This is a genomic window from Paraburkholderia steynii (genome assembly GCF_900100565.1).
GTDB lineage: Bacteria > Pseudomonadota > Gammaproteobacteria > Burkholderiales > Burkholderiaceae > Paraburkholderia > Paraburkholderia terrae.
In genome coordinates, this window is sequence record NZ_FNDI01000001.1 from 224306 (window position 1) to 248991 (window position 24686).

The following is a 24686-nucleotide window of genomic DNA, read 5'->3' on the forward strand; positions in this document are numbered from 1 at the left end:
GCGCTCATTGCGGCGTGGCGAACCACCACATCGAGGTGATCCATCCTTCCGCCGTATAGTACAGCGGCAAGGTCGACGGCCACGCCATGCCGCGCTTGAACGCCACGCGATGCGTCGCGCTGTACCAGTGCGGGACCATGTAGTAGCCGTTGATCAGCACGCGATCGAGCGCGTGAGTGGCATCGACGAGTTGCTCGCGGGTCTGCGCGCCGACCAGCGCGCGCAGGATCGCATCGACGGCGGGCGATTTCAGACCGATCAGATTGCCCGAGCCCGGTTCGCCCGCAGCCTTGCTGCCGAACCGGTCGATCATGTCCGCGCCCGGCACCTGCACGTCGGGAAAACGGATGGTCGTGACGTCGAAGTCGAACGCGTCGAGTCGCTTCTGATACACCGCGAAGTCCGCCGTACGCGTACGCGCATCGATGCCCAGCTTCTTCAGATTGCGGATATAGGTGGCGTAGACCGGGTCGAACGTAGCCGACGAGCCCGAGTCGTCGAGTATCTCGAACGCGAACGGCTCGCCCTTCGCGTTGCGCAACGCGCCATCGCGATACGTCCAGCCAGCCTGCGCGAGCAGCGCGCGCGCTTCGAGCAGATTCGCCCGCAGCGAACCCGGCGGGTCCGTGTCGGGTTGCTTCGGCGGCACGCCGAACACGCCGGGCTCAAGCTGTGCGCGCCATGGCTCGAGCAGTTTCAGTTCGCCCGGCGACGGCAAGCCCTTGGCCTGCAGATCCGTATTGACGAAGTAGCTGTCGATCCGCTTGTACTGGCTGTAGAACAGTTGCCGGTTGAGCCACTGGAAGTCGAGCGCGAGATCGAGCGCCTTGCGCACGCGTACGTCGGAGAAAAGCGGCCGGCGCTGGTTGAGGATGAAACCCTGCATCCCCGTGCCGTTATGTTGCGGAAACTCGCGTTTGATCAGCTCGCCGCTGTCGAACTTCTTGCCGACGTCGCGGCGCACCCAGTTGCGCGCGACGTATTCGACCAATGCATCGTACTCGCCCGCCTTGAACGCTTCGAGGCGCGCAGTCGTATCCGAATACAGCTTGTAGTTGATTCGCTCGAAGTTATACATGCCGACGCGCACGGGCAGCTTGTCACCCCAGTACTTCGGGTCGCGTTTATAGGTGATCGTGCGCCCGTTGTCGTAGCTCTCGATCAGATACGGCCCGCTGCCGAGCGGTTTTTCGAACGCGAGCTGATCAAACGCTGTGCGGCTGCCGTCCGGTTTCATGCCCCACTTGCGCGAGAACACAGGCATGCCGCCCGCGAGCAATGGCAACTCGCGATCGTGCTGCTTGAATTCGAAACGCACCGTCGCCGGATCGACGATCACGACGCGCGTGATCTCCGCGAAATACGCGGCGAATTGCGGCGCGGCCTGCGGGCTCTTCAAGGTATCGAACGAGAACTTCACGTCCTCGGCCGTGACGGGATCGCCGTTCGAAAAATGCGCGCGCGGATTGATGTGGAAGGTTGTCGACAGGCCGTCCGGCGCGACGGCGATGTCGTCGGCAAGCAGGCCGTAGGCGGACGCGACTTCGTCGGCGCTGCCCGTCGTCAGGCTCTCGAACAACAGGCCGATACCAGGCGCCGCGCTGCCGCGCATCGTGAACGGATTGAACTTGTCGAAGCTCGTCGAGCGGTCGGGATTTGCGAGCACGAGCGTGCCGCCACGCGGCGCGTCGGGATTGACGTAGTCGAAGTGCTTGAAGTCGGGCGGATACTTCGGGTTGCCGTACTGCGCGATCGCATACGCGGCCTGCGCATGCTGCGCCGTCATGGGCGACAAGCCGATCAGCGAGCCGACGCACACGGCGATCACGGCGCGCGGCATCGCCTTGCAACGCACACGCAACAACGGACGCAACAGCGGACGAATCAGAGTGCGCCATCTCGGGCGTGGCGCTTCAACCCGTCGCGTGCCTGCGGTCATAGGTGCCTTGTTGGTCGGTGGGCAGTTGCAATGTGAGAGAATTCTACCCAAAATCCCGCGCGTTCCCGCACTCTGTCATCGCGGCGCACTGACCTCATTAGGAGAATCCATGGGCATCCTCGCTGGTAAACGAATCTTGCTGACGGGCCTGCTGTCGAACCGTTCGATCGCGTACGGTATCGCGCAAGCCTGCAAGCGCGAAGGCGCAGAACTCGCGTTCACGTATGTCGGCGACCGCTTCAAGGATCGCATCACCGAGTTCGCGAACGAATTCGGCAGCAATCTGATCTTCCCGTGCGACGTCGCCGACGATGCGCAAATCGAAGCACTGTTCACTTCGCTGAAAGAACATTGGGACAGCCTCGACGGCCTCGTTCATTCGATCGGCTTCGCGCCGCGCGAAGCGATCGCGGGCGACTTCCTCGACGGCATGACGCGTGAAAATTTCCGCATTGCGCACGACATCTCCGCCTACAGCTTCCCCGCTCTCGCGAAGGCCGCGCTGCCGATGCTGTCGAACGATGCAGCACTGCTCACGCTCTCGTACCTCGGCGCAGAAAAAGCGATCCCGAACTACAACACGATGGGCCTCGCGAAGGCATCGCTCGAAGCGAGCGTGCGTTATCTCGCCGTGTCGCTGGGCGGCAAGGGCATTCGCGTGAACGGCATTTCGGCTGGCCCGATCAAGACGCTCGCGGCAAGCGGCATCAAGGGCTTCGGCAAGATTCTGGATTTCGTCGAAGGCAATGCGCCGCTCAAGCGCAATGTCACGATCGAACAGGTCGGCAATGCAGCGGCATTCCTGATGTCGGACCTCGCTTCCGGCGTGACGGCTGAGATCATGCATGTCGATAGCGGCTTCAGCGCCGTGGTCGGTGGGATGGCCGCCGTCGCCGAGTAAGCGCACGCGCTTACTCGAATGCGCGCGTCGTTGCGCGTGCAACCAGAAAAAAAACCGCCTCTCGGGGCGGTTTTTTGTTGGGCGCATGCGACGCAGCGCGGGATCAATGCCAGCCGTTGTGATGGCCGTTATCCCAGTGACCATGACCATGGCCATGATCGTAGCCGCCGTGATGACGATAGTAGTCGTCGCGGCCCCAGTAGCGGCGGCCATCCCAGTAACGATCGCCATGCCAGCCGATCACGATGGCGGGTCCAGCGACGACAGGCACCGGCTGATACGGCTGATACACGACGGGCGGCGGAGGCGGCGGCGGCGGTGCATACACAGGCGCCGGCGCGACATAGACGGGAGCGGGAATACCGATGTTGACACCGACGTTCAGTCCCCCAGCCATCGCCGCACTCGACGCGCCGATCGCGAGCACGCCAGCGATCAGCGGGATAAGACGCGTGGACTTCATGGTTTCACCTTTCTTTGCGGGAGTTGTGTTTTATCGACTGCTTGATTCGAATATAACAAAGCGACGCTTAACGCGTATTTCAACTTTGTAATAACTGATGCATAACTTCGCGTCGCAAAGCGCTTCGTAACGTCCTGTTACACGCGACAGCATTTGGTGATATGCCCAGCGTTTCCACTGTTGCGTACACGCACGTTTCGCGGGTTCTTTGCAATTCGCTAACCGAAGGCAGTTCGTTTGGTTATCCCAGGCAAAACGATATCCCGCATGAATCGCGTGAATGGCGCATTCATCGCGAACGCAATTCACCAATACCGATGTTTACGGACCCGGGAATGAAAAGTTGAGAGCGAGCGGAGTCAATCACGAAGACACATGAAAGAAAAACAGACGCGCAAAAAACAAAACCCCGCAGAGCCGCAGCTCTACGGGGTTCCACCGCCATTTCTGGCGGAGACGGAGGGATTCGAACCCTCGATCCAGGTTTTGGCCCAGATGCTCCCTTAGCAGGGGAGTGCCTTCGACCTCTCGGCCACGTCTCCCAAACTTTCGCTTGCGCCAGGGAGGCAGCGCAACGAAGCCAAGATAATAGCGGGTTACGAGGCAGCGGTCAATTTCTACTTCACACTTTTTGTGCCTGAAGTGTCAATCGAATGTCACTTCCTTCACCCGCCCTTTTACCGCGCTTTTATCGCACACAAGCTTTTACGCAGATGCCTGTCACCGAAGCAAACAGGTACTGCGTACACATCACGCCTGGTCGAGTTCGAATGCCTTATGCAGCGCGCGCACGGCGAGCTCCATGTACTTCTCGTCGATCAGCACCGAGATCTTGATTTCCGACGTGGAGATCATCTGGATGTTGATGCCCTCTTCCGACAGCGTGCGGAACATCTTGCTCGCGATACCCACGTGCGAACGCATGCCGACGCCGACCACCGAGACCTTCGACACCTTCGGATCGCCCAGCACCTGTTCGGCATTCACGTGACCCTTGACCTGGTTCGTGAGGATCTCCATGGCGCGTTGGTAATCGCCGCGACCGACCGTGAACGTGAACGCCGTTTTGCCTTCGACGCTCTGGTTCTGGATGATCATGTCGACATCGATATTCGCATCGGCAACCGGGCCGAGGATCTGATATGCGATGCCCGGCTTGTCGGGCACACCCATCACGGCGATACGGGCTTCGTCACGCTGAAACGCGATTCCCGAGATGACTGCTTTTTCCATGGTTTCGTCTTCTTCAAAAGTAATCAGGGTGCCCGACTTCATTTCTTCGTCGAGCGACATCAGCGGATCGGTCAGGCTGGACAGCACGCGCGTCTTCACCTGATATTTGCCGGCGAATTCCACCGAGCGGATCTGCAGCACCTTCGAACCGAGGCTGGCCATTTCCAGCATTTCCTCGAACGTCACGCGATCCAGACGGCGCGCTTCTTCGACCACGCGCGGGTCCGTCGTGTAGACGCCGTCGACGTCCGTGTAGATCAGGCATTCGTCCGCTTTCAGCGCCGCGGCCACCGCGACAGCCGACGTGTCCGAGCCGCCACGGCCGAGCGTGGTGATGTGGCCTTCGGGGTCGATGCCCTGGAAGCCCGTGATGACGACGACCTTGCCTTCGTCGAGATCGCGCAGCACGCGCTCGCCGTCGATGTCGCTGATACGCGCTTTCGTGAAGGCGCTATCCGTTTTGACGGGCACTTGCCAGCCGGTGTAGCTGACGGCATCGACGCCTGCGTCATGCAGCGCGATGGACAGCAGGCCGACGCTGACCTGTTCGCCCGTCGACGCGATCATGTCGAGTTCGCGCGGGCTGGGCTGGGGCGAAATCTCTCTCGCGAGACCCAGCAGACGGTTCGTTTCGCCGGACATCGCCGAAGGCACGACGACCATCTTGTGGCCTGCCTTGTGCCATTTCGCGACGCGCTTCGCGACGTTCTTGATGCGCTCGACCGAGCCCATCGATGTGCCGCCGTATTTATGTACGATGAGTGCCATTGTCGTTCTGAACTGAAGGGAAACTGATACGCCAACCGGCGCGCGCCGGGCGCGCTGGAGACGGCCGCACAAAGAAAGCACAGGGCACAACGTTCGGGAACGACGGCGCAGTGTGGGCGGCGCAGATGCAGCGTGCGTAGGGTACGCGCGGATTTGCCGGGTTTGCTTTTTCCGGCCCTGCCGAAACCTGCCGGTAAACAGGGCTGACGGACGCTAACGGGGTGGCTAACGGCTTGGAGCGCGCCCCGGACGTCCGCATAAGAACAGCCAGGTAACACGACAAAAAGCGAGTCGGGCAAACAAGTTACCCTACCTGATCGGCAATAAAAAGACAAGCCGCAATCCAGGCAAAAGCCGTTGCAAATGCTTGTCGTAGAAGGATTTGCGGCAATTGTTGCGCGTGGATGACAGTGGCTGTCCGGCCGGTCGGGCGTCGCCGGCGGACGATATGAACATCAGGCGAGCGTCAGATCCTCGCGCCAGTCGATCCTGATGTAACGCGCGCTTGCGTGTTGCGCCGGGTCGGCGGGCGCGGCGTGGTTCACGCCGATCAGCGGCACGAACAGCAGTGCGCCGCCTGCGAAAAGCAACGGCACATCGCGCTTCCACGACGGCACGCCGCGCTCCTGAAAGAGATTCTTCAACGTGCGGCTCGGGCCGTTCGCAGCACAGCGCATCCGTTCGCCGCCGCGGCGCGAGCGTGCGACGAGCGGCGCGCGCATGAGCGCATCGGCGGGAATCGCATCGGGCGCGTCGGCGCCCGCCTCGCTGAATACGAACGTGCCGCGCCACTGCGGCAAACGCCACACGCTCTGCCCTTGCCAGATGAGCACGCTTTCAGCGCGTTCGACGAGTGACGTTTCGTCGGCGGGATCGGCGCTGTCGCCTGCTTCCCAATAGACCTGGCCGCGATAGCTGCGCAACGCCTGGCCCGCGTGATCGACCCGCAAGCTGTGAGCGTCGCCGATCGCACGCAACTGGCGCAGCGCATCCGTCAGACGCGCAGTCGATGCAGCCGTCAAGCCGAGCGTACGCATCCAGTAACGCAGCAGATTCGCCGCGCGATCGTCATCGAGTGCGAGCAGCGCGTCGCGCGACAACGCGCCCTCCTCTTCGCCACGCGCCGTTTGCAGATCGATGCGAGCAAGTTCGTCGAGCAGACGCTGCGCCGAAGCCGCGTGCGCCGCCGTGCGGGCGAGCGCGTCGCGAAAGCCCGGAAAATGCACGGCGAGCGGTGGCAACACATCGTGACGCAGCGCGTTGCGCGCGTAGCGTGTGTCGTTGTTCGACTCATCGTCGATCCAGCGCAGATCGCGCCCGTGCGCGTATTGCTCCAGTTGCGCGCGCAGCAGATGCAGCAGCGGACGCACCCGCGCAACGGACGCGCCGGACGGCAGATATTCCGGCGCCATCGCTGCCAGGCCCGCCAGCCCTGCTCCGCGCAATAGTTGCAGCAGCACCGTCTCGGCCTGATCGTCGGCATGCTGCGCAAGCCACAGCGTGCGCACGCGATGCTGCGAGCAAAGCGCATCGAGCGCGCGATAACGCGCGTCGCGCGCCGTGGCTTCGATGCTCAGACCGCCCGCGCGCGACACGTCGACATGCAGCGACGCAAACTCAATATCCCGTTCGCGCGCAAACGCGCCGCAATGGTCGAGCCATTCGTCGGCATTGGCGCTCAGTCCGTGATGAACATGCAACGCGATGCAGCGCGACGCACCACCGACACGCACTGCGGCGTCGAGCAGCACCGTCGAATCGACGCCGCCGCTAAACGCAATTGCGATGCGCGCATCGTCGGGCAAGGCCCCAAACGCAACGCCGACCGCATCGAGAACGAGGCGGTCGGCGGGAGTGTCAGCGGAGGGAGTCACGTTGTGATGGCGCTTATCGTACGCAAGGCGCCTTCGGACGAGAACGCAAGGCTTACGCGCCCGGCGTCGTTTCCTTGAACTTGCCGTAGGCCATCAGGCGTTCAAAGCGGCGTTGACGCAGATCGTTCGTGCTCATGCCCTGGAACTGGCGCAGCGAATCGGCGAGCGCACGACGCAGCATGGCCGCCATACCCTTCGGATCGCGATGCGCGCCGCCGAGCGGCTCGTTGACGATCTTGTCGATCAGGTTCAGCGCCTTCAGGCGATGCGCGGTCAGACCCAGCGCTTCGGCTGCTTCGGGCGCCTTCGCGGCACTCTTCCACAGAATCGACGCGCAGCCTTCCGGCGAAATCACTGAGTACGTCGAGAATTGCAGCATCAGCACGCTATCGGCGACGGCGACAGCCAGCGCGCCGCCCGAACCGCCTTCACCGATGATCGTCGAGATGATGGGCGTCTTCAGCTCGGCCATCACGTACAGATTGCGGCCGATCGCCTCGGACTGGCCGCGCTCTTCCGCGCCGATGCCGGGATACGCGCCCGGCGTGTCGATGAACGTGAAGAGCGGCAGGCCGAACTTCTCGGCAAGACGCATCAGACGCTCAGCCTTGCGATAGCCCTCGGGGCGCGGCATGCCGAAGTTGCGCAGCGCGCGCTCCTTCGTGTCACGGCCCTTCTGATGGCCGATCACCATGCACGGCTGGCCGTTGAAACGCGCAAGGCCGCCGACGATCGACAGGTCGTCCGCATACGAGCGGTCGCCATGCAGTTCGTGGAAATCGGTGAACAGTTCGTTGATGTAATCCTGCGAGTACGGACGCTGCGGATGACGCGCAATCTGCGAAACCTGCCATGGCGTCAGGTTCGTATACAGATCTTTCGTGAGCTGCTGGCTCTTCTTCGACAGCCGCTCGATCTCTTCCGAAATATCGACGGCCGAATCGTCCTGCACGAAGCGCAATTCTTCGATTTTCGCTTCGAGCTCCGCGATCGGCTGCTCGAAATCCAGAAAGGTGGTCTTCATTGGTTTTTAATCCTTCGACTTACCGGCAGCGCGTATTCTAACCGCGCGCGCCCATGTCAAAACCGTCTCGAATCTATCAATTTTAACAAATCGATAGACTCCGACGGTTTTTCCTTCTGCTTCAATGCCTGATTCAGCTGCCGGCCGGCGCCGGATCGAGGCTACGCCACATGTACCAGGTCGCAACCGTGCGCCACGGCTCCCAGTTTGCGGCGACTTCACGCGCTTCGCTGCGTGTCACCGGCTCACCGCTGAAATAGTTCTGGCTGATCGCGTGAATCAGATTCGGATCGTCGAGCGGCAGCACGTCTGGACGCGACAGATCGAAAATCAGGAACATCTCAGCCGTCCAGCGGCTGATACCGCGAATCTGCGTCAACTCGGCGATCACGTCCTCGTCTTCCATCGACGTCCACTTGCCGACGTGCAATGCACCCGAGACGAAGTGATGCGCGAGATCGAGAATGTACTCGGCCTTGCGTTTCGAGACGCCGCAACTCATCAGACTGTCCTGCCCGAGCTTGATGATCTGTTGCGGCACGAGCTTCGGACAGGCGGCGACAATGCGCTGCCACATCGACTGCGCGGACACGACGGAAATCTGCTGGCCGACCACCGAGCGCGCGAGCGTGACGAACGGATCGGCGCGGCTCGACAGATGCACGGGGCCGAACTTCGGGATCAGCTTCTTCAGAATGCGGTCGCGCTTGACGAGATCGGCACAAGCCTTGTCCCAGTACGCCGGACGCGTGACGACGGACGACTGCGGGTCGCCTTGCACAGCCTGCTCTACTTCCGTCGACGACACAGCGGCGCGCGGCTTGCGCACCGTTTCGGCCTCATGGCTTTCGTATACGAGTTCCTGCGCATCGCCTGCGAGTTCCGCTGGCAGCGAGCCGTTGCCCTTCGCGTGCGCGGCCCGCGCGCGCGACGGCTTCACAACCGTTGCTTCGGGCAGGTCCGCGCCGTTGGGCAGGTGTCGGGACGACGCCGGCTTTGCGAGCGCGCCATGCGAACCCGTCGTTTTGCGCGGGCCATGCAGGGCCGCCTTGGCGCCTTTCGCCGACGCCGATTTCACCGCCACCTTCGCTGCGCCGCTTCGCGCCCGTACTGCCTTTACCTTAGCTGCCGCGTTTGATTGAGACGTGGCCCGTTTAGCCGGCGTCTTCGTGGCCGTTGCCATCCTGCCTCCTGCCTGGCGAGTCGATCAGAGGGAAGTACGAGGTGCGCTCACACGCGCCGCCACTCGGTCAACCCGCCCGGTTTGTCTTCGAGCGCAATACCGGCGTCCAGCAATTCCTTGCGGATCCGGTCTGCCTCGGCGTAGTCCTTTGCCTGCTTTGCGGCGACGCGCGCGGCGATCTTCGTTTCGATCGCTGCGACATCGAGCGCACCCTCGCTTTCGCTGCCCGCCGCCTGCTGCAGATAGGCGCGCGGTTCGCGCCTGAGCAATCCGAGCACCAGCGCGAGACCGTGCAACTGACGCGCCAGCGCCGCATCGCGCGTGCGGTTCACTTCGCTCGCCAGTTCGAACAGCACCGACACGGCGACAGGCGTATTGAAGTCGTCGTTCATCGCCGCGCGAAAACGCTGCGCATGCGCTTCATTCCAGTCGATCTCGCCCGCTTCTGGCGGCGTGTCCTTCAGTGCCGTGTACAGACGCGCAAGCGCGCTGCGCGCGTCGTCAAGATGCGTGTCGCTGTAGTTCAGCGGCGAACGGTAATGCGCGCGCGCAATGAAGAACCGCACGACTTCGGCATCGTACTTCGCGAGCACCTCGCGGATCGTGAAGAAGTTGCCAAGCGACTTCGACATCTTCTCATTGTCGATCTGCACGTAACCGTTGTGCATCCAATAATTAACGAAGGTTTGTCGGGTAGCGCCTTCACTTTGTGCGATTTCGTTTTCGTGGTGCGGAAACTGCAGATCCTGGCCGCCGCCATGAATGTCGAAATGCTCACCGAGCAACGTGCAGCCCATCGCCGAGCACTCGATGTGCCAGCCGGGACGGCCGCGCCCGTACTTCGAATCCCAGCCGGTGTCGGCGGGCTCGTCGGGCTTCGACTGCTTCCACAGCACGAAGTCGAGCGGGTCCTGCTTCGCGTCGTTGGCGGCCACGCGCTCGCCCGCGCGCAGATCTTCGAGCGACTTGCCCGACAGCGCGCCATAGTTCGCGAACTTGCGCACCGCGTAGTTCACGTCGCCATCGGCGGCCTGATACGCGTAGCCGTTCTGCTCGAGCTTCTCGATCATGCCGAGCATCTGCGGAATGAAGTCCGTCGCGCGCGGCTCGAGATCGGGCCGCTCGATACCGAGCGCGTCCGCATCCTCGTGCAGCGCCGCGATGAAGCGGTCCGTCAGCGCGCGGATCGACTCGCCGTTCTCGACTGCGCGGCGAATGATCTTGTCCTCGATGTCGGTGATATTGCGCACGTAGGTGACCTTGTAGCCGAGCGTGCGCAGCCAGCGCTGCACGATGTCGAATACGACCATCACCCGCGCGTGGCCCACGTGACAGTAGTCGTACACCGTCATCCCGCAGACATACATACGCACTTCGCCTTCATGAAGCGGCACGAAATTTTGCTTGTCACGCGCGAGCGTGTTGTAGATGCGCAGAGATTCCATAGAGACGATGCGTGGGCCGAAAGAGATCCGCTTGGTCTTCGTTCATACCGCGCCCGATGAAAGCATGCAACTGCATGCACGAACACGGGCGGTGCGGCATGACTGACAGCCTGTCGCGCAACGGCGCGGGATCAGGCTGACGTCAAGGCGGAGACGACCACGAGTGGCGAAAAGACAGTCTGTGGTTCGACGGAACGCGCAGACCTTTTGTTAGAATGGGTCGGAGTATAACATCCCGACCTGAGCCTATGAAACACTCCAGCGGCCGCGCGCGAGGCGCCACGCCCCTCTTCGCGACGGCGCTCCGCTCGACGCTTCGCCCGATTTCCGGCGCGTCGTCTCGTACGGGTTCCCGTCCGGGTAGCCGTCCAGGTTTGCTCGCGGCCTTGAGCACGGCAGCGGGCGCGACCTGCTGCGGCCTCGCCCTCATGGTCCTGCCCGCCGTGCCCGCCTTCGCGCAGAAAACGCCGACCGTCGCCCACGGTCCAGCCGTGCGTGACGCGACGCCCGACGCCGACGCATCGATCCAGCAGAAGAACTGGACGGCCGCGCTCTCGCAACTCGATGCGCGCATCGCCGCGAATCCGCGCGACGCACAGGCCAAATTCAAGCGCGCCACCGTGCTCGCGCGCCTGAACCGCGACGACGAAGCGATCGCCGCATTCACCGAACTCACCGAGACATTCCCCGAACTGCCCGAACCGTACAACAACCTCGCTGCGCTCTACGCGAAGCAGGGCCGCTATACGGAAGCGCGCGCCGCGCTGGAAACGGCCGTCAAGGCGAGCCCCGGCTATGGTCTCGCGTATGAGAATCTCGGCGACCTCTATTTGCGCATGGCGGATCAGGCGTATCGCCGCGCACAAGGCCTGGGCGCAGGCAACGGCACGACGACCCAGCGTATCGCCGACATCGAGAAAATCGTCACCCCGCGCAAGACGCCCGTGAAGAAGACCAGCCAGCCGGCTGATACCGACTACACGAATCGCGCCATGCAGAACATTACCGAGACGCCGGGCTTTACGTTCGGCGGCCCAAACGGTTCGCTCGCGACGCCGCCGTACGTTGCACCATCGCAGTGAGCGCTGGCGCGCAGGCTTTCGGGCAGCGCGCCTGCCGACGTTTTTCATCTGAGTTCACCCTGTTTTCACCCCGAGGATTTACATGAAATGGTTGATGTTGGCGCTCGGCAGCGCCGCCCTGATCGCGAACGCACCGGCTTTTGCGCAAAACGGATCACAGGCTGCGCATCCGTCCGTTCTCTTGAAGACGTCGGAAGGCGATATCCGCGTCGAGTTGTATCCTGAGAAAGCGCCGAAGACGGTTGCCAATTTCCTCGACTACGTGAAATCCGGTCAATATAACGGGACGATCTTCCATCGCGTGATTCCCGGCTTCATGGTCCAGGGCGGCGGCTACACGACGAGCTACGCGGAGAAACCGACCCGCGCGCCGATTCCGCTCGAAAGCCGTAACGGCCTGAAGAACATGACGGGCACGATCGCGATGGCGCGCACCAGCGACCCGAACTCGGCTACGGCACAATTCTTCATCAACACGGTCGACAATGCCGGCCTCGACTACCCGAATCCGGACGGCAACGGCTACGCGGTGTTCGGCAAGGTGACGTCGGGTATGGACGTCGTGAAGAAGATCGAGGGCACGCCGACCACGTCGCGCGGCCCGATGAGCGATGTGCCGCAAAAGCAGATCGTGCTCCAGTCGGCGACAATTGTCGGCAAGTAAGTTGGCAAATAAGCCGGGAACAAAGATTGGCAATGAAGCGGCCGTGCAGGCCGCGAGAAGGCGCTCGATAGCACACGAGCAGACGACGCATTTGCAAACAGGGTGACGCGCGAGCGGCCGGCAACTCGATGCACTGCACGAAAGCCAGCGCTGCACCGGAACTAACCATGCCACGGGCGCAGGCCAATGGCCGCTCAGACGGCGATGCACAGCGCCCTCCACTCACCTAGACCCAAAGGAAATCATCATGGTTGAACTGCACACGAACCACGGCGTCATCAAGCTGGAACTGGACGCCGAGAAGGCGCCGAAGTCGGTTGAAAACTTCCTCGCCTACGTGAAGGCCGGTCACTACGACAACACGGTGTTCCACCGCGTGATCGACGGCTTCATGATCCAGGGCGGCGGTTTCGAGCCGGGCATGACGCAGAAGCCGACCAGCACGCCGATCGCTAACGAAGCGAACAACGGCCTGAAGAACGTGAAGGGTTCGGTCGCGATGGCGCGCACGAATGACCCGCACTCGGCGACCGCCCAGTTCTTCATCAACGTGAACGACAACGACTTCCTGAACCACTCGTCGCCGACGCCGCAAGGCTGGGGCTACGCGGTGTTCGGCAAGGTCGTCGAAGGCCTCGAAGTCGTCGACGCGATCCGCAAAGTGAAGACGGGCTCGAAGGGCTTCCACCAGGACGTGCCCGTCGACGACGTGATCATCGAAAAGGCCGTCGTCGTCGAGTAAGAGAATTACTCAAACGAACAGCCTATTCTTTAAGAAGCGCTGAGCAACTAGAGAAGCACACTTCCATGCTGCAAGAGACGCCGCTGCGAAGCGTCGCTGCGGGCGTGCCTGGCGAGGGCAAACGCCCGCACGCGGCGCGCCCGTTTTTCTTTATCGCTGACCTGCATCTGAGCGAGGCGATCCCACAGACGGTCGCCGCGTTCGAGCATTTCATCCGCGTGACGGCCGAGCATGCGGATTCCGTTTTTATTCTCGGCGACCTGTTTGAATACTGGATCGGCGACGACATGCTCGCCGAACCTTTCCCCGCCCGCATGGCCGAACTGATGCACACGCTCTCGGAGCGCGGCATCGCGCTCTACATCATGCACGGCAACCGCGACTTCCTGCTGGGCAAGCGCTTCATGAAAGCGGCGGGCGCGATCTGGCTGCCCGATCCGTTCGTCATCACCGCGTTCGGGACAAAAATCGCGCTCACGCACGGCGACGCGCAATGCACGTCGGACCGTAAATATCAGCGCTTTCGTGGCTTCGCGCGCAACCATTTCGCGCAGTGGCTGTTTCTGGTGTGGCCGTATCGCTGGCGTAAGGCGTTGGCGGAAAAAATGCGCGCATCGAGCGAAGCGGGACGCCAACGCCCTGTGTCGCCGCGTTACGACGTGACGTCGGAAGGCATCGCCGCGCTCTTCAAGAAGACGAAGACAGCCACCATTATTCACGGCCATACCCACAGGCCGGCGCTGCACCATGAGAAAGGCGGCATGCGCTGGGTGCTGCCGGACTGGGATCTCGACCACGGCGAGCGCCGCGGCGGTTATGTGCGCATCGACTCCGAAGGGATCAAGGCGCTGCGGCTGGACAAGTAGTCGTTTTCACCCTTCGCCCCTTGCGCGCGCCCTTCAGTTTGGCGCCGCTCAGCGCGCCGCCACCTCGACCTTCCCGTCGATCGCCGCCGACAGACGGCGCAGATCCAGCAACGCCGCGTCCGCGCCATGCAGCGCTTCAAGACTCGCGCCGAGCCGTTCGAGCGCCGCGACGACTTCGTCGATGCGCTGCGATTGCGTCGACGCGTGATTGACCAGCCCATGAATGGCAAGCGAGACGGGATCGTCCGCATTCGGCGTGATGCCGTACGCACAGAAGCCCGGGCGAGCCGTTGTCGCCTTGCCATCGGCGCCCATGGATGCGGGAGCCGCTGTCACCGATGCCGTCGCCGGCATGATCACGCGCGCCGGATTGCCGACGGCCGTGCCGCCCGCCGGCACTGGCTTCACGACGACGGCGTTCGAGCCGATCTTCGCGTCCGCGCCGATCGTGAAGCCGCCGAGCACCTTCGCGCCCGCGCCGACGATCACGCCGCGCTCCAGTGTTGGATGGCGTTTCGCGCCGCGCGTGAGCGACGTGCCGCCGAGCGTGACGCCCTGGTAGATCGTGCAGTCGTCGCCGATTTCAGCCGTCTCGCCGATCACGACACCCATGCCGTGATCGATGAATACACGCCGCCCGATCGTCGCGCCGGGGTGGATCTCGATACCTGTCATGAAGCGGCCGAACTGCGACACGAAACGCGCAATCCAGCGACGGTTCGCACGCCAGCAGGCATGCGCGACGCGGTGGAATATCAGCGCGTGCAAGCCCGGGTAACACGTGAGGACTTCCCAGGCGCTGCGGGCGGCGGGATCGCGCTCGCGGATCGTGGCGATGTCTTCGCGGAGTCTCGTGAACATGGCAGTGAGGCTGTCGTAGGGATTGATCGCCGCCGCGCATTGCGCGGGGAGCGGGCCGCCGGTGCGTGCGTTTTTGCGTCCGCTATTGCGTCCGCAGTGATGCGCATTCCAGCCGGCGAGCTTTGCTTATGACGTTTCGGGCCATTGTAGGGCGAATGCGCGAAACCTGCCGGAAGCCCACGCGGACGACAAGGTTTGAGCGTTCGCGGACGGCGACAGCCGCAGCGCACATGGTTACGGCTGTCGTGGAATGCGCGCGCCGCTCAACGCTGATCGCCGTCGCGCCCTTTCGCGTTCAGCAGAATGTGCTTCGCGATTCCGCGCACGATGTTGACCTCTTCGCGCTCGAGACCCGAGCGCGCGAAGAGCCGCCGCAAGCGCGACATCAGTTTTTTCGGGTTGCCGGGATCGAGAAAGTCGAGCGCGATCAGCGCGTTTTCCAGATGCACATACATGCGCTCGATTTCATCGCTTGGGGCGAGCGTGCCCGCGCCGCCCGCCACCGATTCCGACCCGTCGCTGTCGACCAGATAGGCCATGCGCAACTCGTACGACAGGACCTGAATCGCCTGCGACAGATTCAGCGAGCTGTACGCGGGATTGGCCGGAATATGCGCGAGCGCGCTGCACCGCTCGACGTCCTCGTTAGACAGCCCCGTGCGCTCGTTGCCGAACACGAGCGCGATATCGCCATGCACGGCATGCTCGCGCGCCTGCATCGCGGCCGCGCGCGGCGCGAGCTGCGGCGGCCCGTACTCGCGGGCGCGCGCCGTCAACGCTAACGACCAGTGCGCGCCCGACAGCGCGTCGGCGAGCGTCGGCACGACATGGGCGGACGCAAGCACGTCGTCCGCGCCGCTGGCCATCGCGATCGCCTCCGGGTCGTTTTTCACGTCCGCCACGCGCGGCGACACGAGCACGAGCCGGGAGAAGCCCATGGTTTTCAGCGCGCGCGCCGCCGCGCCAACGTTGCCGGGATGACTCGGCTCGACGAGTACGAAACGCGTGGACGTGAAACCGCCGCCGATGCTGGAGTTGTCGGAAGCGGTGCTGGAGGAAGGCGAAGCAGGCGTTTGAACCACGATGAGCTTTGGAGACAAGGAAATAGTAATGGTAGCCCTAACCCGCCACCTCTTTCCATCTGCCGATCGGCCAATACCGCACCAGACGAACGTCATAGGCCTGTTTGCCCGCGCGCAGGTCGGCCCGAACCGCCTCGAAACGACGAGACTCAGGTAAAATCCCGATATTCGCGCCGTGCCACATTGCCTCTCAAGGGGAACATCGGGCACCGCGCATCGCTCTTCTTCAATTCGTCTCCGTCGACGGAATGTGCTGCCAGATCTCGACTCAGTCATATCGGGCGCCCGTTTCGCATGATTAACAGCTTATTTTCAGCTCAACAACGGGCCGCCGCCGCGCGCGTCCGGCACAAGGATCCAGACTCATGCATCCCATGCTCAATATCGCTGTCAAGGCCGCTCGCCGCGCCGGGCAGATCATCAACCGCGCGTCGCTCGATCTCGACCTCGTGCAGGTCAGCAAGAAGCAGCACAACGATTTCGTCACGGAGGTCGACAAGGCATCCGAAGCGGCCATCATCGAAGCGCTGACCACCGCCTACCCCGATCACGCGATCCTCGCCGAAGAGTCCGGCGAATCGGGCAACGAGTCCGAATTCCAGTGGATCATCGATCCCCTCGACGGCACCACGAACTTCATCCACGGCTTCCAGTATTACTGCGTGTCGATCGCGCTTGCGCACAAGGGCATCATCACGCAGGCGGTCGTCTATGACCCGACGCGCAACGACCTGTTCACGGCCTCGCGCGGCCGCGGCGCGTACCTGAACGACCGGCGCATCCGCGTCGGCCGCCGCGACCGGCTCGCCGACAGCCTGATCGGCACGGGCTTCCCGTTCCGCGAAAAGGACACGCTCGAAGCGTACACGCACCTCTTCGCCGACATGACGAAGGCGTGCGCGGGCCTGCGCCGTCCGGGCGCAGCGGCGCTCGATCTGGCGAACGTCGCGGCGGGCCGCCTCGACGGCTTCTTCGAGCAAGGCATCAGCGCGTGGGACATGGCGGCAGGCAGCCTGCTCGTCACGGAAGCGGGTGGCCTGGTCGGTAACTACACGGGTGACTCGGACTTCCTGCACTTGCATGAGATCGTCGCCGGCAACCCGAAGGTGTATGCACAGATGATTCCAATTCTGTCGCGTTACACCAAGACGAAGGAACAGGCAGCTTAAGACGCTGCATGCGGTTGAAAGCGGCCTCGGCCGCTTTTTTCTTTTTGGGCTCGTGACTCGCGATACGTCGCGCACATCAACGGGACACGTGCATCAAAGGCAAAATTGCGGGCGCTGTGTTTCAATCGGGACCATGAAGAAAGGTTTCTACACGATCATCGCGGCACAGTTCGTGTCGTCGCTCGCCGATAACGCGCTGCTGATCGCGGCCATTGCGCTGCTCACCGAGATCCGCTCGCCTGCGTGGATCACGCCGCTGCTGCAGATCTTCTTCACGATTTCCTATGTGCTGCTCGCGCCGTTCGTCGGCGCATTCGCCGACGCGCTGCAAAAGCGCCACGTGATGTTCATCTCGAACGCGCTAAAAGCGTGCGGCTGCCTGCTGATGATCGGCGGCGTGCATCCCATGATCGCTTACGGCGTGGTCGGCTTCGGCGCAGCCGCGTACTCGCCCGCGAAGTACGGCATTCTCACCGAGCTGCTGCCCGCCGACCGGCTCGTCGCCGCGAACGCGTGGCTCGAATCGGCGACCGTGCTGTCGACTATCGTCGGCACGATGCTGGGCGGCGCGCTGATCAGCACCTACGCGTCGCACTTCGTGCAGCACGTGCATTGGCCGCTGATCCATTCCGCCGCCGACCTCGCGATGCTCGCCGTGATGATCACCTACGCGATCGCGGCCGCACTCAACGTCGGCATTCCCGACACGGGCGCGCGTTATCCAAACCGCTTGGCGGAGCCGGGCGAACTGGTCGGCGAGTTCGTGCGCTGCTTCAACATGCTGTGGGCCGACCGTCTCGCACAGATCGCGCTGTGGGTCACGACGCTGATGTGGGGCGGCGCGGTCACGCTGCAATTGCTCGTACTCAAATGGGCCGACGCGAATCTCGGGCTATCGCTGTCGAAAGCGGCCGTCATGCAGGGCGTGGCCGGCCTCGGCATCGCGATCGGCGCAGCGGCTGCCGCCGCGTGGATTCCGTTGCGCGCGTCGCTCAAGGTGCTGCCCGTCGGCCTGATCACGGGCGCCGTGGCCGTCGCGATGGCCTTCTACAACAAGAACCTGTTTCCGCCCGGCGCGGGCCTGCGTATCGGCGAGCTGTTTGCGCCCGCCTACATCATCTTCGCGTATCCGTTGATGGTGCTGCTCGGCGCGCTGTCGGGCTTCTTCATCGTGCCGATGAACGCAATTCTCCAGCACCGCGGCGCGACATTGCTGACGGCGGGCCACTCGATCGCCGTGCAGAACTTCAACCAGAATCTCGCCGTGCTGCTGATGCTCGGCGCGTACGCGATCCTGCTGACGGCAAAGATGCCCGTGCAGTGGATCATCGCTGTGTTCGGCGTATTCATCACCGGCATGATGTGGCTTGCGCAGCGGCGCAGCGCCGCGAACGCGCACAAGGTCGACATGCGCGCGCTCATCGAAGAATGAGCAAAGCGTACGCGTGTCTGTACGGCGACAGCAACCTGGCCATCCGGCCAGGTTCGCTCGACGCCTCGGCGGGTTAAACTCACGCCCTGAACAGTCACGCAAGAAAGACACGAGGATGGGCACTCAAACCGCAGCCGCAAGCGACAACGCGCAACACACCCCCATGATGCAGCAGTATCTGCGCATTAAAGGGGAGCATCCGGGCACGCTCGTGTTCTACCGGATGGGCGATTTCTATGAACTGTTCTTCGACGACGCCGAAAAGGCCTCGCGCCTGCTCGATCTGACGCTTACGCAGCGCGGCGCCTCGGGCGGCAATCCGATCAAGATGGCGGGCGTGCCTCACCACGCCGTCGAACAGTATCTGGCGAAGCTCGTCAAACTCGGCGAGTCGGTTGCGATCTGCGAGCAGATTGGCGATCCCGCGACATCGAAGGGCCCTGTCGAACGCAAGGTCGTGCGCGTGGTGACGCCCGGCACGCTGACGGATGCCGCGCTGCTGTCCGACAAGAACGACACGTATCTGCTCGCCGTGTGCGCGGGGCACAACCGGCGCGGCGTCGTGACCACGATCGGCCTCGCATGGCTCAATCTGGCGAGCGGCGCGCTGCGCCTCGCGGAAGTCGCGCCCGATCAGGTCGCGGCCGCGCTGGAGCGCATCCGTCCTGCTGAAATTCTCGTTGCCGACGCGCCGTCGTCGAACGATTCGAACGCATGGACAGTGCCCACCGGTTTCGGCGCGACGACGCGCGTGCCCGTCTGGCACTTCGACGTCGCCTCGGGTACGCAACGGCTGTGCGATCAACTGGAAGTGGCGGGCCTCGATGGCTTCGGCGCGCATTCGCTTTCGAGCGCATGCGGCGCGGCGGGCGCGCTGCTGCTGTACGCGGCGGCGACCCAGGGCCAGCAGTTGCGCCATGTGCGCAGCCTGAAAGTCGAATACGAATCGGAATACATCGGCCTCGATCCGTCCACGCGCCGCAATCTCGAACTGACGGAAACGCTGCGCGGCACGGACTCGCCCACGCTCTGCTCGCTGCTCGATACCTGCTGCACGACGATGGGCAGCCGTCTGCTGCGTCACTGGCTGCATCATCCGCCGCGCGACGCGTCGTACGCGCAGGCGCGCCAGCAGGCGATCGGCGCGCTGCTCGACGCGCCGCCGCAAGCGAGCCTCGACGGGCTGCGCAGCGCGCTGCGACAGATCTCGGATATCGAACGGATCACCGGGCGGCTCGCGTTGCTGTCGGCGCGTCCGCGCGATCTGTCGAGCCTGCGCGACACGTTCGTTGCGCTGCCCGAACTGCGCGCACAACTTGCCGCCGTGACGGCCGCTGCCGATTCGCTTGCCCGCATCGATACGGCGCTGGTGCCGCCCGCTGACTGCGTCGATCTGCTGAAGCGCGCAGTCGCCCAGGAACCCGCTGCGATGGTGCGCGACGGCGGCGTGATCGCGCGCGGCTACGATGCGGAACTCGATGAACTACGCGATATTTCGGAGAACTGCGGACAGTTCCTGATCGATCTCGAAACACGTGAACGTGCGCGCACGGGCATCGGCAATCTGCGCGTCGAATACAACAAGGTGCATGGCTTCTATATCGAAGTGACGCGCGGCCAGACGGACAAGGTGCCCGACGATTATCGCCGCCGTCAGACGCTGAAGAACGCCGAGCGCTACATCACGCCTGAGCTGAAAACGTTCGAGGACAAGGCGCTGTCCGCGCAGGAACGCGCGCTCGCGCGCGAGAAAGCGCTGTATGACGCGTTGCTGCAATCGTTGCTGCCGTTTATCGCCGATTGCCAGCGCGTTGCGTTGGCGCTCGCCGAACTCGATCTGCTCGCCGCGTTCGCGGAACGTGCTCGCGCGCTCGACTGGGTTGCCCCGAGCTTCACGCCGACGGGCGGCATCGATATCGAACAGGGCCGCCACCCCGTGGTCGAAGCGCAAGTCGAACAGTTCATCGCCAACGACTGCGTGCTCAATCCCGAACGCAAGCTGCTGCTGATCACCGGCCCGAACATGGGCGGTAAATCCACGTTCATGCGTCAGACGGCACTGATCGCGTTGATGGCGTACGTGGGCAGCTATGTGCCCGCGCGGCGTGCGTCGTTTGGCCCGATTGACCGCATTTTCACGCGCATCGGCGCCGCCGACGATCTGGCGGGCGGCCGCTCGACCTTCATGGTCGAAATGACGGAAGCCGCCGCGATTCTGAACGACGCGACGCCGCAGAGCCTCGTGCTGATGGATGAAATCGGCCGCGGCACGTCGACGTTCGACGGCCTCGCGCTTGCCTGGGCCATCGCGCGGCATCTGCTTGCGCACAACAACTGCCATACGCTGTTCGCGACGCACTATTTCGAACTGACGCAACTGCCCGCCGAGTTTCCGCATGCGGCGAACGTGCATCTGTCAGCGGTCGAGCATGGGCACGGCATCGTGTTCCTGCATGCCGTCAACGATGGCCCCGCGAACCAGAGCTATGGCCTGCAGGTCGCGCAACTGGCGGGCGTGCCGAACGCGGTGATTCGTGCCGCGCGCAAGCATCTCGCTTATCTGGAGCAGCAGTCGGCCGCGCAACCCGCGCCGCAACTCGATCTGTTCGCAACGCCCCTTGCAATGCTCGAAGACGCCGACGACGAGCCGCCCGCGCCGGCAATCGATCCCGCCACGCAGGCGCTCGTCGAACGCCTGCGCGAGATCGACCCGAACGATCTGCGTCCGCGCGACGCGCTCGACCTGCTGTTCGAACTGCATGAACTGGCCAAGTCGCCAGATGCGCGACACTGACGCGCGCGATCGTCAAGCGACGCCGCCTCCTGGCCTGCGCGCGCGCCGCGCCGCACGCGCGCTCGCGCTGGCGCTCGCGTACCTGAGCGTGCTGTCGCTGGCGGCGCCGGTTCGTGAGTCTTTCGCGAAAGAACCGGCGCCCCAGTACGCGTTCGCGGTCATTGGCGGCACACTCCAAGGTTCCGCCGACGAAGCGCTCACGCAGCGGCTGCTCGATGCGATCGGGCGCGATCCCGACGTGTCGTTCATCGTGTATGACGGCAATCTGAAAAGCAGCAAGGAAGCCTGCCGCGATTCGCTGTTCGAAACGCGCCATACGCTGCTCGAAACGTCGAAGCCCGCGCTAGTGTTCATTCCCGGCCAGCACGACTGGACCGATTGCGGCACGGCCGAAGCAGGCAGTTACGACCCCGTCGAACGGCTCGATCTGCTGCGGCAGACGCTGTTCGCCGATGCGTCGTCGATGGGACAGAATCCGATTCCGCTCGCACGCGAAAGTGAAGTGTCGCGGTTCCGGCCGTATCGCGAGAATGTGCGCTGGCTGGTTGGCGAAACCGTGTTCGTCGGCCTGAACGTGCCGGGCCCGAACAATCATTTTCTGTATGCGGGCGGGCGCAACGGCGAGTTCGAAGACCGCGTGATCGCGAATGCATTCTGGCTCGATCACGCCGCCGAGTACGCGAAACGCCGTGGCGCGCGCGCGATCGTCGTACTGGTTCAGGGCGACTTCGATCCCGAACGTTACGAGCGCCCCGAGCGCTTCGCGTGGCTGCGCTTCGGGCATCGCTCGAAGCGCGACGGGTTCATGGAATTCAAGCGCAGTCTGGTGAAGCTGGCCGAGACGTTTCGCGGACCGGTCGTCGTGATTCATCAGGACGACGACAGATCGCATACCGGCTTTATGATCGACCAGCCGCTGCGCAACGATAAGGGCGATCTGGTGACGAATCTGACGCGCATCGCATTCGCGCCGCGTAGCCCTCAGAACCAGTGGATACAGGTCGATGTCGATCTGCAGAAGCGGCCGCCGTTTCGCGTGACTGTGCGCGACGTGCCGAAGAATCTGCCGCTGCCGGCCGCGCCCACCATGCCGTCGCACAACGATAACGCCACGCCGCCGATGCCGCCGTCGATGCCCGCCGTGCCGGACTCCGCGCCCGCTTCCGAGTTGCCGCCGATCCTGCCTGAACCGTCGCGCACGACGTCGCCGGATTAGGGCAACAGCGTCACATACCGCGCTACACCGCCCCAGATACGACAACGGGCGCTTACGCGCCCGCTTCGGGAACTGCTCGATCGTCCGCCCTCAACCACGACGTGAACCCTGCCAATTCAGTGCAGCGTGGGCCGTGACGGTTCAGCGTCGTCGCCATCATCCTCATCATCATCTTCGTCGACGATTTCCAAGCCGCTCGCGCCGTGTGCATGCTCGTGCTGGATTTCGTCTTCCGTCGCTTCGCGCACGTCCTTCACGGTCAGGCTGAAACGCAGCGCCATACCCGCGAGCGGATGATTGCCGTCGAGCACGACCTTGTCTTCGGCGACATCGGTGACCGTGTAGATCAACGAGTCCAGATCTTCATCACCCTCTTCCGGCGTGCCTTCGAACTGCATGCCGACTTCGAGCGGCTCAGGGAAACGGCTGCGCGGCTCGATCTTCACGAGGTCAGGATCGTATTCGCCGAACGCGTCGCCCGGTTCCAGCTGGATCTGGGTTTCGAAGCCGGGCTCATGGCCGTCAAGCTCTTCCTCGATCTTGGGGAACGTGCCATCATAGCCGCCGTGCAGATAAACCATCGGCTCGTCGCTTTCCTCAATCAGATTGTCTTGCGCATCCGACAGTTTGTAAGTGACCGATACGACGGTGTTCTTTGCGATTTTCATTCGATTCTCCAGATTACGACTCACATTATACGATGCCCGTGCGGCCCCCTGACTACCCCGCTGGCAAAGCTTCAGCGCGTTCCACTCCGACTCCCGCCACCGCTTCTTCCGCGCCAGCGCCCGATCAGCCTGCGTCGTTGCTGGGCAATCTGACGCCGTCGCAGTTCATGCGGCGCTACTGGCAGAAAAAGCCTTTGCTGATTCGTCAGGCAATCCCGGATATCGCCGCGCCGCTCTCGCGCGACGAACTGTTCGAACTGGCCGATCAGGACGAAGTCGAGTCGCGCCTCATCACGCACTTTCGCAACAAGTGGCAGCTCGAACATGGTCCGTTTGCTGCAGACGAATTGCCTTCCGTCAAACAGCGCGCGTGGACGTTGCTCGTGCAAGGCGCCGATCTGCATAACGACCGCGCGCGCGCATTACTTGACCGTTTTCGCTTCGTGCCCGACGCGCGTCTCGACGACCTGATGATCTCGTACGCAACGGACGGCGGCGGCGTCGGTCCTCATTTCGACTCTTACGATGTCTTCCTGCTGCAGGTTCACGGCAAGCGCCGCTGGCGCATCGGCGCGCAACGCGATCTGTCGTTGCAGCCCGGCCTGCCCTTGAAAGTTCTACAAAGCTTCGAGCCGGAAGAGGAATGGCTATTAGAGCCAGGCGACATGCTTTATCTGCCGCCGCACATCGCCCACGACGGCGTGGCGGAAGGCGAATGCATGACGTGCTCGATCGGTTTTCGCGCGCCGTCGACGTCCGAACTCGCCGCGCAGTTCCTGTATTACCTTGCGGAGCGCGGCGAAGCGGCCGGCTCGCCGGATGGCGCCGCGCTCTATCGCGACCCGCAGCAGCCGGCCGTGGCGAAACCAGCAGAGCTGCCCGCCGCGCTCGTCGACCGGGTGGGTGCGATCCTTGCTAAGATCGACTGGAACGAGAAGGATGTCTCGTCATTCCTTGGCACTTATCTGAGCGAACCGAAGCCGAGTGTCGTGTTCGATCCGCCCGAGCGACCGCTCGATGAAGCGCGTTTCATCAAGCGCGCAAGCAAGGATGGCGTGCGTCTGGATCGCAAGACTGTGCTGCTTTACGACAGTCGTGCTTACTACCTGAATGGAGAAGAAAGCAGGCTGTCGGGCGTCAAAAGCGCGGTGATTGAACTCGCCGACAACCGCTATCTGAGTGCGAAACGCTTTGTAACACTCTCGGGGCAATCGTCGGTGACAGCACTACTTCACGAGTGGTATCGTGCGGGCTGGATACAGATGGGTGATCTGAGATAA

20 protein-coding genes and 1 tRNA gene are annotated in these 24686 nt (G+C 63.1%); 10 read left to right on the top strand and 11 right to left on the bottom strand.

Going from position 1 to position 24686, the window contains the following annotated elements:
• Positions 1 to 4: 4 nt before the first annotated feature.
• Complete coding sequence (locus BLT65_RS01045) at positions 5 to 1939, bottom strand: extracellular solute-binding protein (RefSeq protein ID WP_091774132.1); 1935 nt, start codon at positions 1937 to 1939, stop codon at positions 5 to 7.
• A 109-nt stretch (positions 1940 to 2048) separates the two neighbouring features.
• Between BLT65_RS01045 and fabI the strand changes: the two genes are divergently transcribed.
• Entirely contained in the window at positions 2049 to 2840 is a 792-nt protein-coding gene (gene fabI, locus BLT65_RS01050) for an enoyl-ACP reductase FabI (protein ID WP_091774134.1), read from the top strand.
• Positions 2841 to 2943: 103 nt separating this feature from the next.
• Here fabI and BLT65_RS01055 read toward each other — a convergent pair whose 3' ends face one another.
• From BLT65_RS01055 to cysS, 7 genes are all read right to left on the bottom strand, one after another.
• Positions 2944 to 3303, bottom strand: coding sequence for a hypothetical protein (locus BLT65_RS01055; RefSeq protein WP_091774136.1), 360 nt, complete (start codon positions 3301 to 3303; stop codon positions 2944 to 2946).
• Between the two features lie 448 nt (positions 3304 to 3751).
• A tRNA-Ser gene (locus BLT65_RS01060) sits at positions 3752 to 3845 on the bottom strand.
• A 208-nt stretch (positions 3846 to 4053) separates the two neighbouring features.
• Positions 4054 to 5304 (bottom strand): aspartate kinase, encoded by a 1251-nt coding sequence (locus BLT65_RS01065; RefSeq protein WP_091774139.1) that lies wholly within the window; start codon positions 5302 to 5304, stop codon positions 4054 to 4056.
• A gap of 455 nt (positions 5305 to 5759) precedes the next feature.
• Positions 5760 to 7178, bottom strand: a complete 1419-nt coding sequence (tilS, locus tag BLT65_RS01070; protein ID WP_091774141.1) for a tRNA lysidine(34) synthetase TilS — start codon at positions 7176 to 7178, stop codon at positions 5760 to 5762.
• Positions 7179 to 7230: 52 nt separating this feature from the next.
• A complete protein-coding gene (locus BLT65_RS01075; RefSeq protein WP_007580477.1) occupies positions 7231 to 8202 on the bottom strand; it encodes an acetyl-CoA carboxylase carboxyltransferase subunit alpha in 972 nt (323 codons plus the stop codon).
• 133 nt (positions 8203 to 8335) lie between these two features.
• Positions 8336 to 9385, bottom strand: a complete 1050-nt coding sequence (locus BLT65_RS01080) for a DNA-3-methyladenine glycosylase family protein (RefSeq protein WP_091774143.1) — start codon at positions 9383 to 9385, stop codon at positions 8336 to 8338.
• Positions 9386 to 9432: 47 nt separating this feature from the next.
• Positions 9433 to 10830, bottom strand: coding sequence for a cysteine--tRNA ligase (cysS, locus tag BLT65_RS01085; RefSeq protein ID WP_091774146.1), 1398 nt, complete (start codon positions 10828 to 10830; stop codon positions 9433 to 9435).
• Between the two features lie 248 nt (positions 10831 to 11078).
• On the opposite strand from cysS, the gene BLT65_RS01090 reads away from it, so the two are divergent.
• The 4 genes from BLT65_RS01090 to BLT65_RS01105 all read left to right on the top strand — a co-directional run bounded on the left by BLT65_RS01090 (position 11079) and on the right by BLT65_RS01105 (position 14184).
• Positions 11079 to 11912 (top strand): tetratricopeptide repeat protein, encoded by an 834-nt coding sequence (locus BLT65_RS01090; protein ID WP_091774148.1) that lies wholly within the window; start codon positions 11079 to 11081, stop codon positions 11910 to 11912.
• A gap of 82 nt (positions 11913 to 11994) precedes the next feature.
• On the top strand, positions 11995 to 12576 hold the full coding sequence (locus tag BLT65_RS01095) for a peptidylprolyl isomerase (RefSeq protein ID WP_035990737.1): 582 nt from the start codon (positions 11995 to 11997) through the stop codon (positions 12574 to 12576).
• 247 nt (positions 12577 to 12823) lie between these two features.
• Positions 12824 to 13318, top strand: a complete 495-nt coding sequence (locus BLT65_RS01100; RefSeq protein ID WP_042307168.1) for a peptidylprolyl isomerase — start codon at positions 12824 to 12826, stop codon at positions 13316 to 13318.
• Positions 13319 to 13383: 65 nt separating this feature from the next.
• A complete protein-coding gene (locus tag BLT65_RS01105; RefSeq protein ID WP_042307166.1) occupies positions 13384 to 14184 on the top strand; it encodes a UDP-2,3-diacylglucosamine diphosphatase in 801 nt (266 codons plus the stop codon).
• Positions 14185 to 14232: 48 nt separating this feature from the next.
• Here BLT65_RS01105 and cysE read toward each other — a convergent pair whose 3' ends face one another.
• Entirely contained in the window at positions 14233 to 15045 is an 813-nt protein-coding gene (gene cysE, locus BLT65_RS01110; protein ID WP_091774151.1) for a serine O-acetyltransferase, read from the bottom strand.
• Between the two features lie 263 nt (positions 15046 to 15308).
• The gene (locus BLT65_RS01115) at positions 15309 to 16127 is read right to left on the bottom strand and encodes an RNA methyltransferase (RefSeq protein WP_208545716.1); all 819 of its coding nucleotides are present in this window, start codon (positions 16125 to 16127) and stop codon (positions 15309 to 15311) included.
• A gap of 365 nt (positions 16128 to 16492) precedes the next feature.
• Between BLT65_RS01115 and BLT65_RS01120 the strand changes: the two genes are divergently transcribed.
• The 4 genes from BLT65_RS01120 to BLT65_RS01135 all read left to right on the top strand — a co-directional run bounded on the left by BLT65_RS01120 (position 16493) and on the right by BLT65_RS01135 (position 22738).
• Complete coding sequence (locus tag BLT65_RS01120; protein ID WP_091774155.1) at positions 16493 to 17296, top strand: inositol monophosphatase family protein; 804 nt, start codon at positions 16493 to 16495, stop codon at positions 17294 to 17296.
• Between the two features lie 133 nt (positions 17297 to 17429).
• Positions 17430 to 18728 carry a lysophospholipid transporter LplT gene (lplT, locus tag BLT65_RS01125; RefSeq protein ID WP_091774157.1) on the top strand — a complete coding sequence of 433 codons (1299 nt, stop codon included), beginning with the start codon at positions 17430 to 17432 and terminating at the stop codon, positions 18726 to 18728.
• A gap of 115 nt (positions 18729 to 18843) precedes the next feature.
• Positions 18844 to 21522 carry a DNA mismatch repair protein MutS gene (mutS, locus tag BLT65_RS01130; protein ID WP_091774159.1) on the top strand — a complete coding sequence of 893 codons (2679 nt, stop codon included), beginning with the start codon at positions 18844 to 18846 and terminating at the stop codon, positions 21520 to 21522.
• Complete coding sequence (locus tag BLT65_RS01135) at positions 21509 to 22738, top strand: hypothetical protein (protein WP_143036461.1); 1230 nt, start codon at positions 21509 to 21511, stop codon at positions 22736 to 22738. Before mutS ends, BLT65_RS01135 begins: the two co-directional genes overlap by 14 nt.
• Before the next feature lie 116 nt (positions 22739 to 22854).
• Here the strand turns inward: BLT65_RS01135 and BLT65_RS01140 are convergent, their stop codons facing one another.
• Positions 22855 to 23406, bottom strand: a complete 552-nt coding sequence (locus BLT65_RS01140; protein WP_042307157.1) for an FKBP-type peptidyl-prolyl cis-trans isomerase — start codon at positions 23404 to 23406, stop codon at positions 22855 to 22857.
• A 32-nt stretch (positions 23407 to 23438) separates the two neighbouring features.
• Here BLT65_RS01140 and BLT65_RS01145 point away from each other — a divergent pair, with 32 nt between their 5' ends.
• The gene (locus tag BLT65_RS01145; protein WP_091774161.1) at positions 23439 to 24686 is read left to right on the top strand and encodes a cupin domain-containing protein; all 1248 of its coding nucleotides are present in this window, start codon (positions 23439 to 23441) and stop codon (positions 24684 to 24686) included.

Bases quoted from the DNA above. Each gene is read 5' to 3' on its own strand.
- BLT65_RS01045 (WP_091774132.1), bottom strand. From the start codon at position 1,939: ATGACCGCAGGCACGCGACGGGTTGAAGCGCCACGCCCGAGATGGCGC.
- fabI (WP_091774134.1), top strand. From the start codon at position 2,049: ATGGGCATCCTCGCTGGTAAACGAATCTTGCTGACGGGCCTGCTGTCG.
- BLT65_RS01055 (WP_091774136.1), bottom strand. From the start codon at position 3,303: ATGAAGTCCACGCGTCTTATCCCGCTGATCGCTGGCGTGCTCGCGATC.
- BLT65_RS01065 (WP_091774139.1), bottom strand. From the start codon at position 5,304: ATGGCACTCATCGTACATAAATACGGCGGCACATCGATGGGCTCGGTC.
- BLT65_RS01075 (WP_007580477.1), bottom strand. From the start codon at position 8,202: ATGAAGACCACCTTTCTGGATTTCGAGCAGCCGATCGCGGAGCTCGAA.
- BLT65_RS01080 (WP_091774143.1), bottom strand. From the start codon at position 9,385: ATGGCAACGGCCACGAAGACGCCGGCTAAACGGGCCACGTCTCAATCA.
- cysS (WP_091774146.1), bottom strand. From the start codon at position 10,830: ATGGAATCTCTGCGCATCTACAACACGCTCGCGCGTGACAAGCAAAAT.
- BLT65_RS01090 (WP_091774148.1), top strand. From the start codon at position 11,079: ATGAAACACTCCAGCGGCCGCGCGCGAGGCGCCACGCCCCTCTTCGCG.
- BLT65_RS01095 (WP_035990737.1), top strand. From the start codon at position 11,995: ATGAAATGGTTGATGTTGGCGCTCGGCAGCGCCGCCCTGATCGCGAAC.
- BLT65_RS01100 (WP_042307168.1), top strand. From the start codon at position 12,824: ATGGTTGAACTGCACACGAACCACGGCGTCATCAAGCTGGAACTGGAC.
- BLT65_RS01105 (WP_042307166.1), top strand. From the start codon at position 13,384: ATGCTGCAAGAGACGCCGCTGCGAAGCGTCGCTGCGGGCGTGCCTGGC.
- cysE (WP_091774151.1), bottom strand. From the start codon at position 15,045: ATGTTCACGAGACTCCGCGAAGACATCGCCACGATCCGCGAGCGCGAT.
- BLT65_RS01120 (WP_091774155.1), top strand. From the start codon at position 16,493: ATGCATCCCATGCTCAATATCGCTGTCAAGGCCGCTCGCCGCGCCGGG.
- lplT (WP_091774157.1), top strand. From the start codon at position 17,430: ATGAAGAAAGGTTTCTACACGATCATCGCGGCACAGTTCGTGTCGTCG.
- mutS (WP_091774159.1), top strand. From the start codon at position 18,844: ATGGGCACTCAAACCGCAGCCGCAAGCGACAACGCGCAACACACCCCC.
- BLT65_RS01135 (WP_143036461.1), top strand. From the start codon at position 21,509: ATGCGCGACACTGACGCGCGCGATCGTCAAGCGACGCCGCCTCCTGGC.
- BLT65_RS01140 (WP_042307157.1), bottom strand. From the start codon at position 23,406: ATGAAAATCGCAAAGAACACCGTCGTATCGGTCACTTACAAACTGTCG.
- BLT65_RS01145 (WP_091774161.1), top strand. From the start codon at position 23,439: ATGCCCGTGCGGCCCCCTGACTACCCCGCTGGCAAAGCTTCAGCGCGT.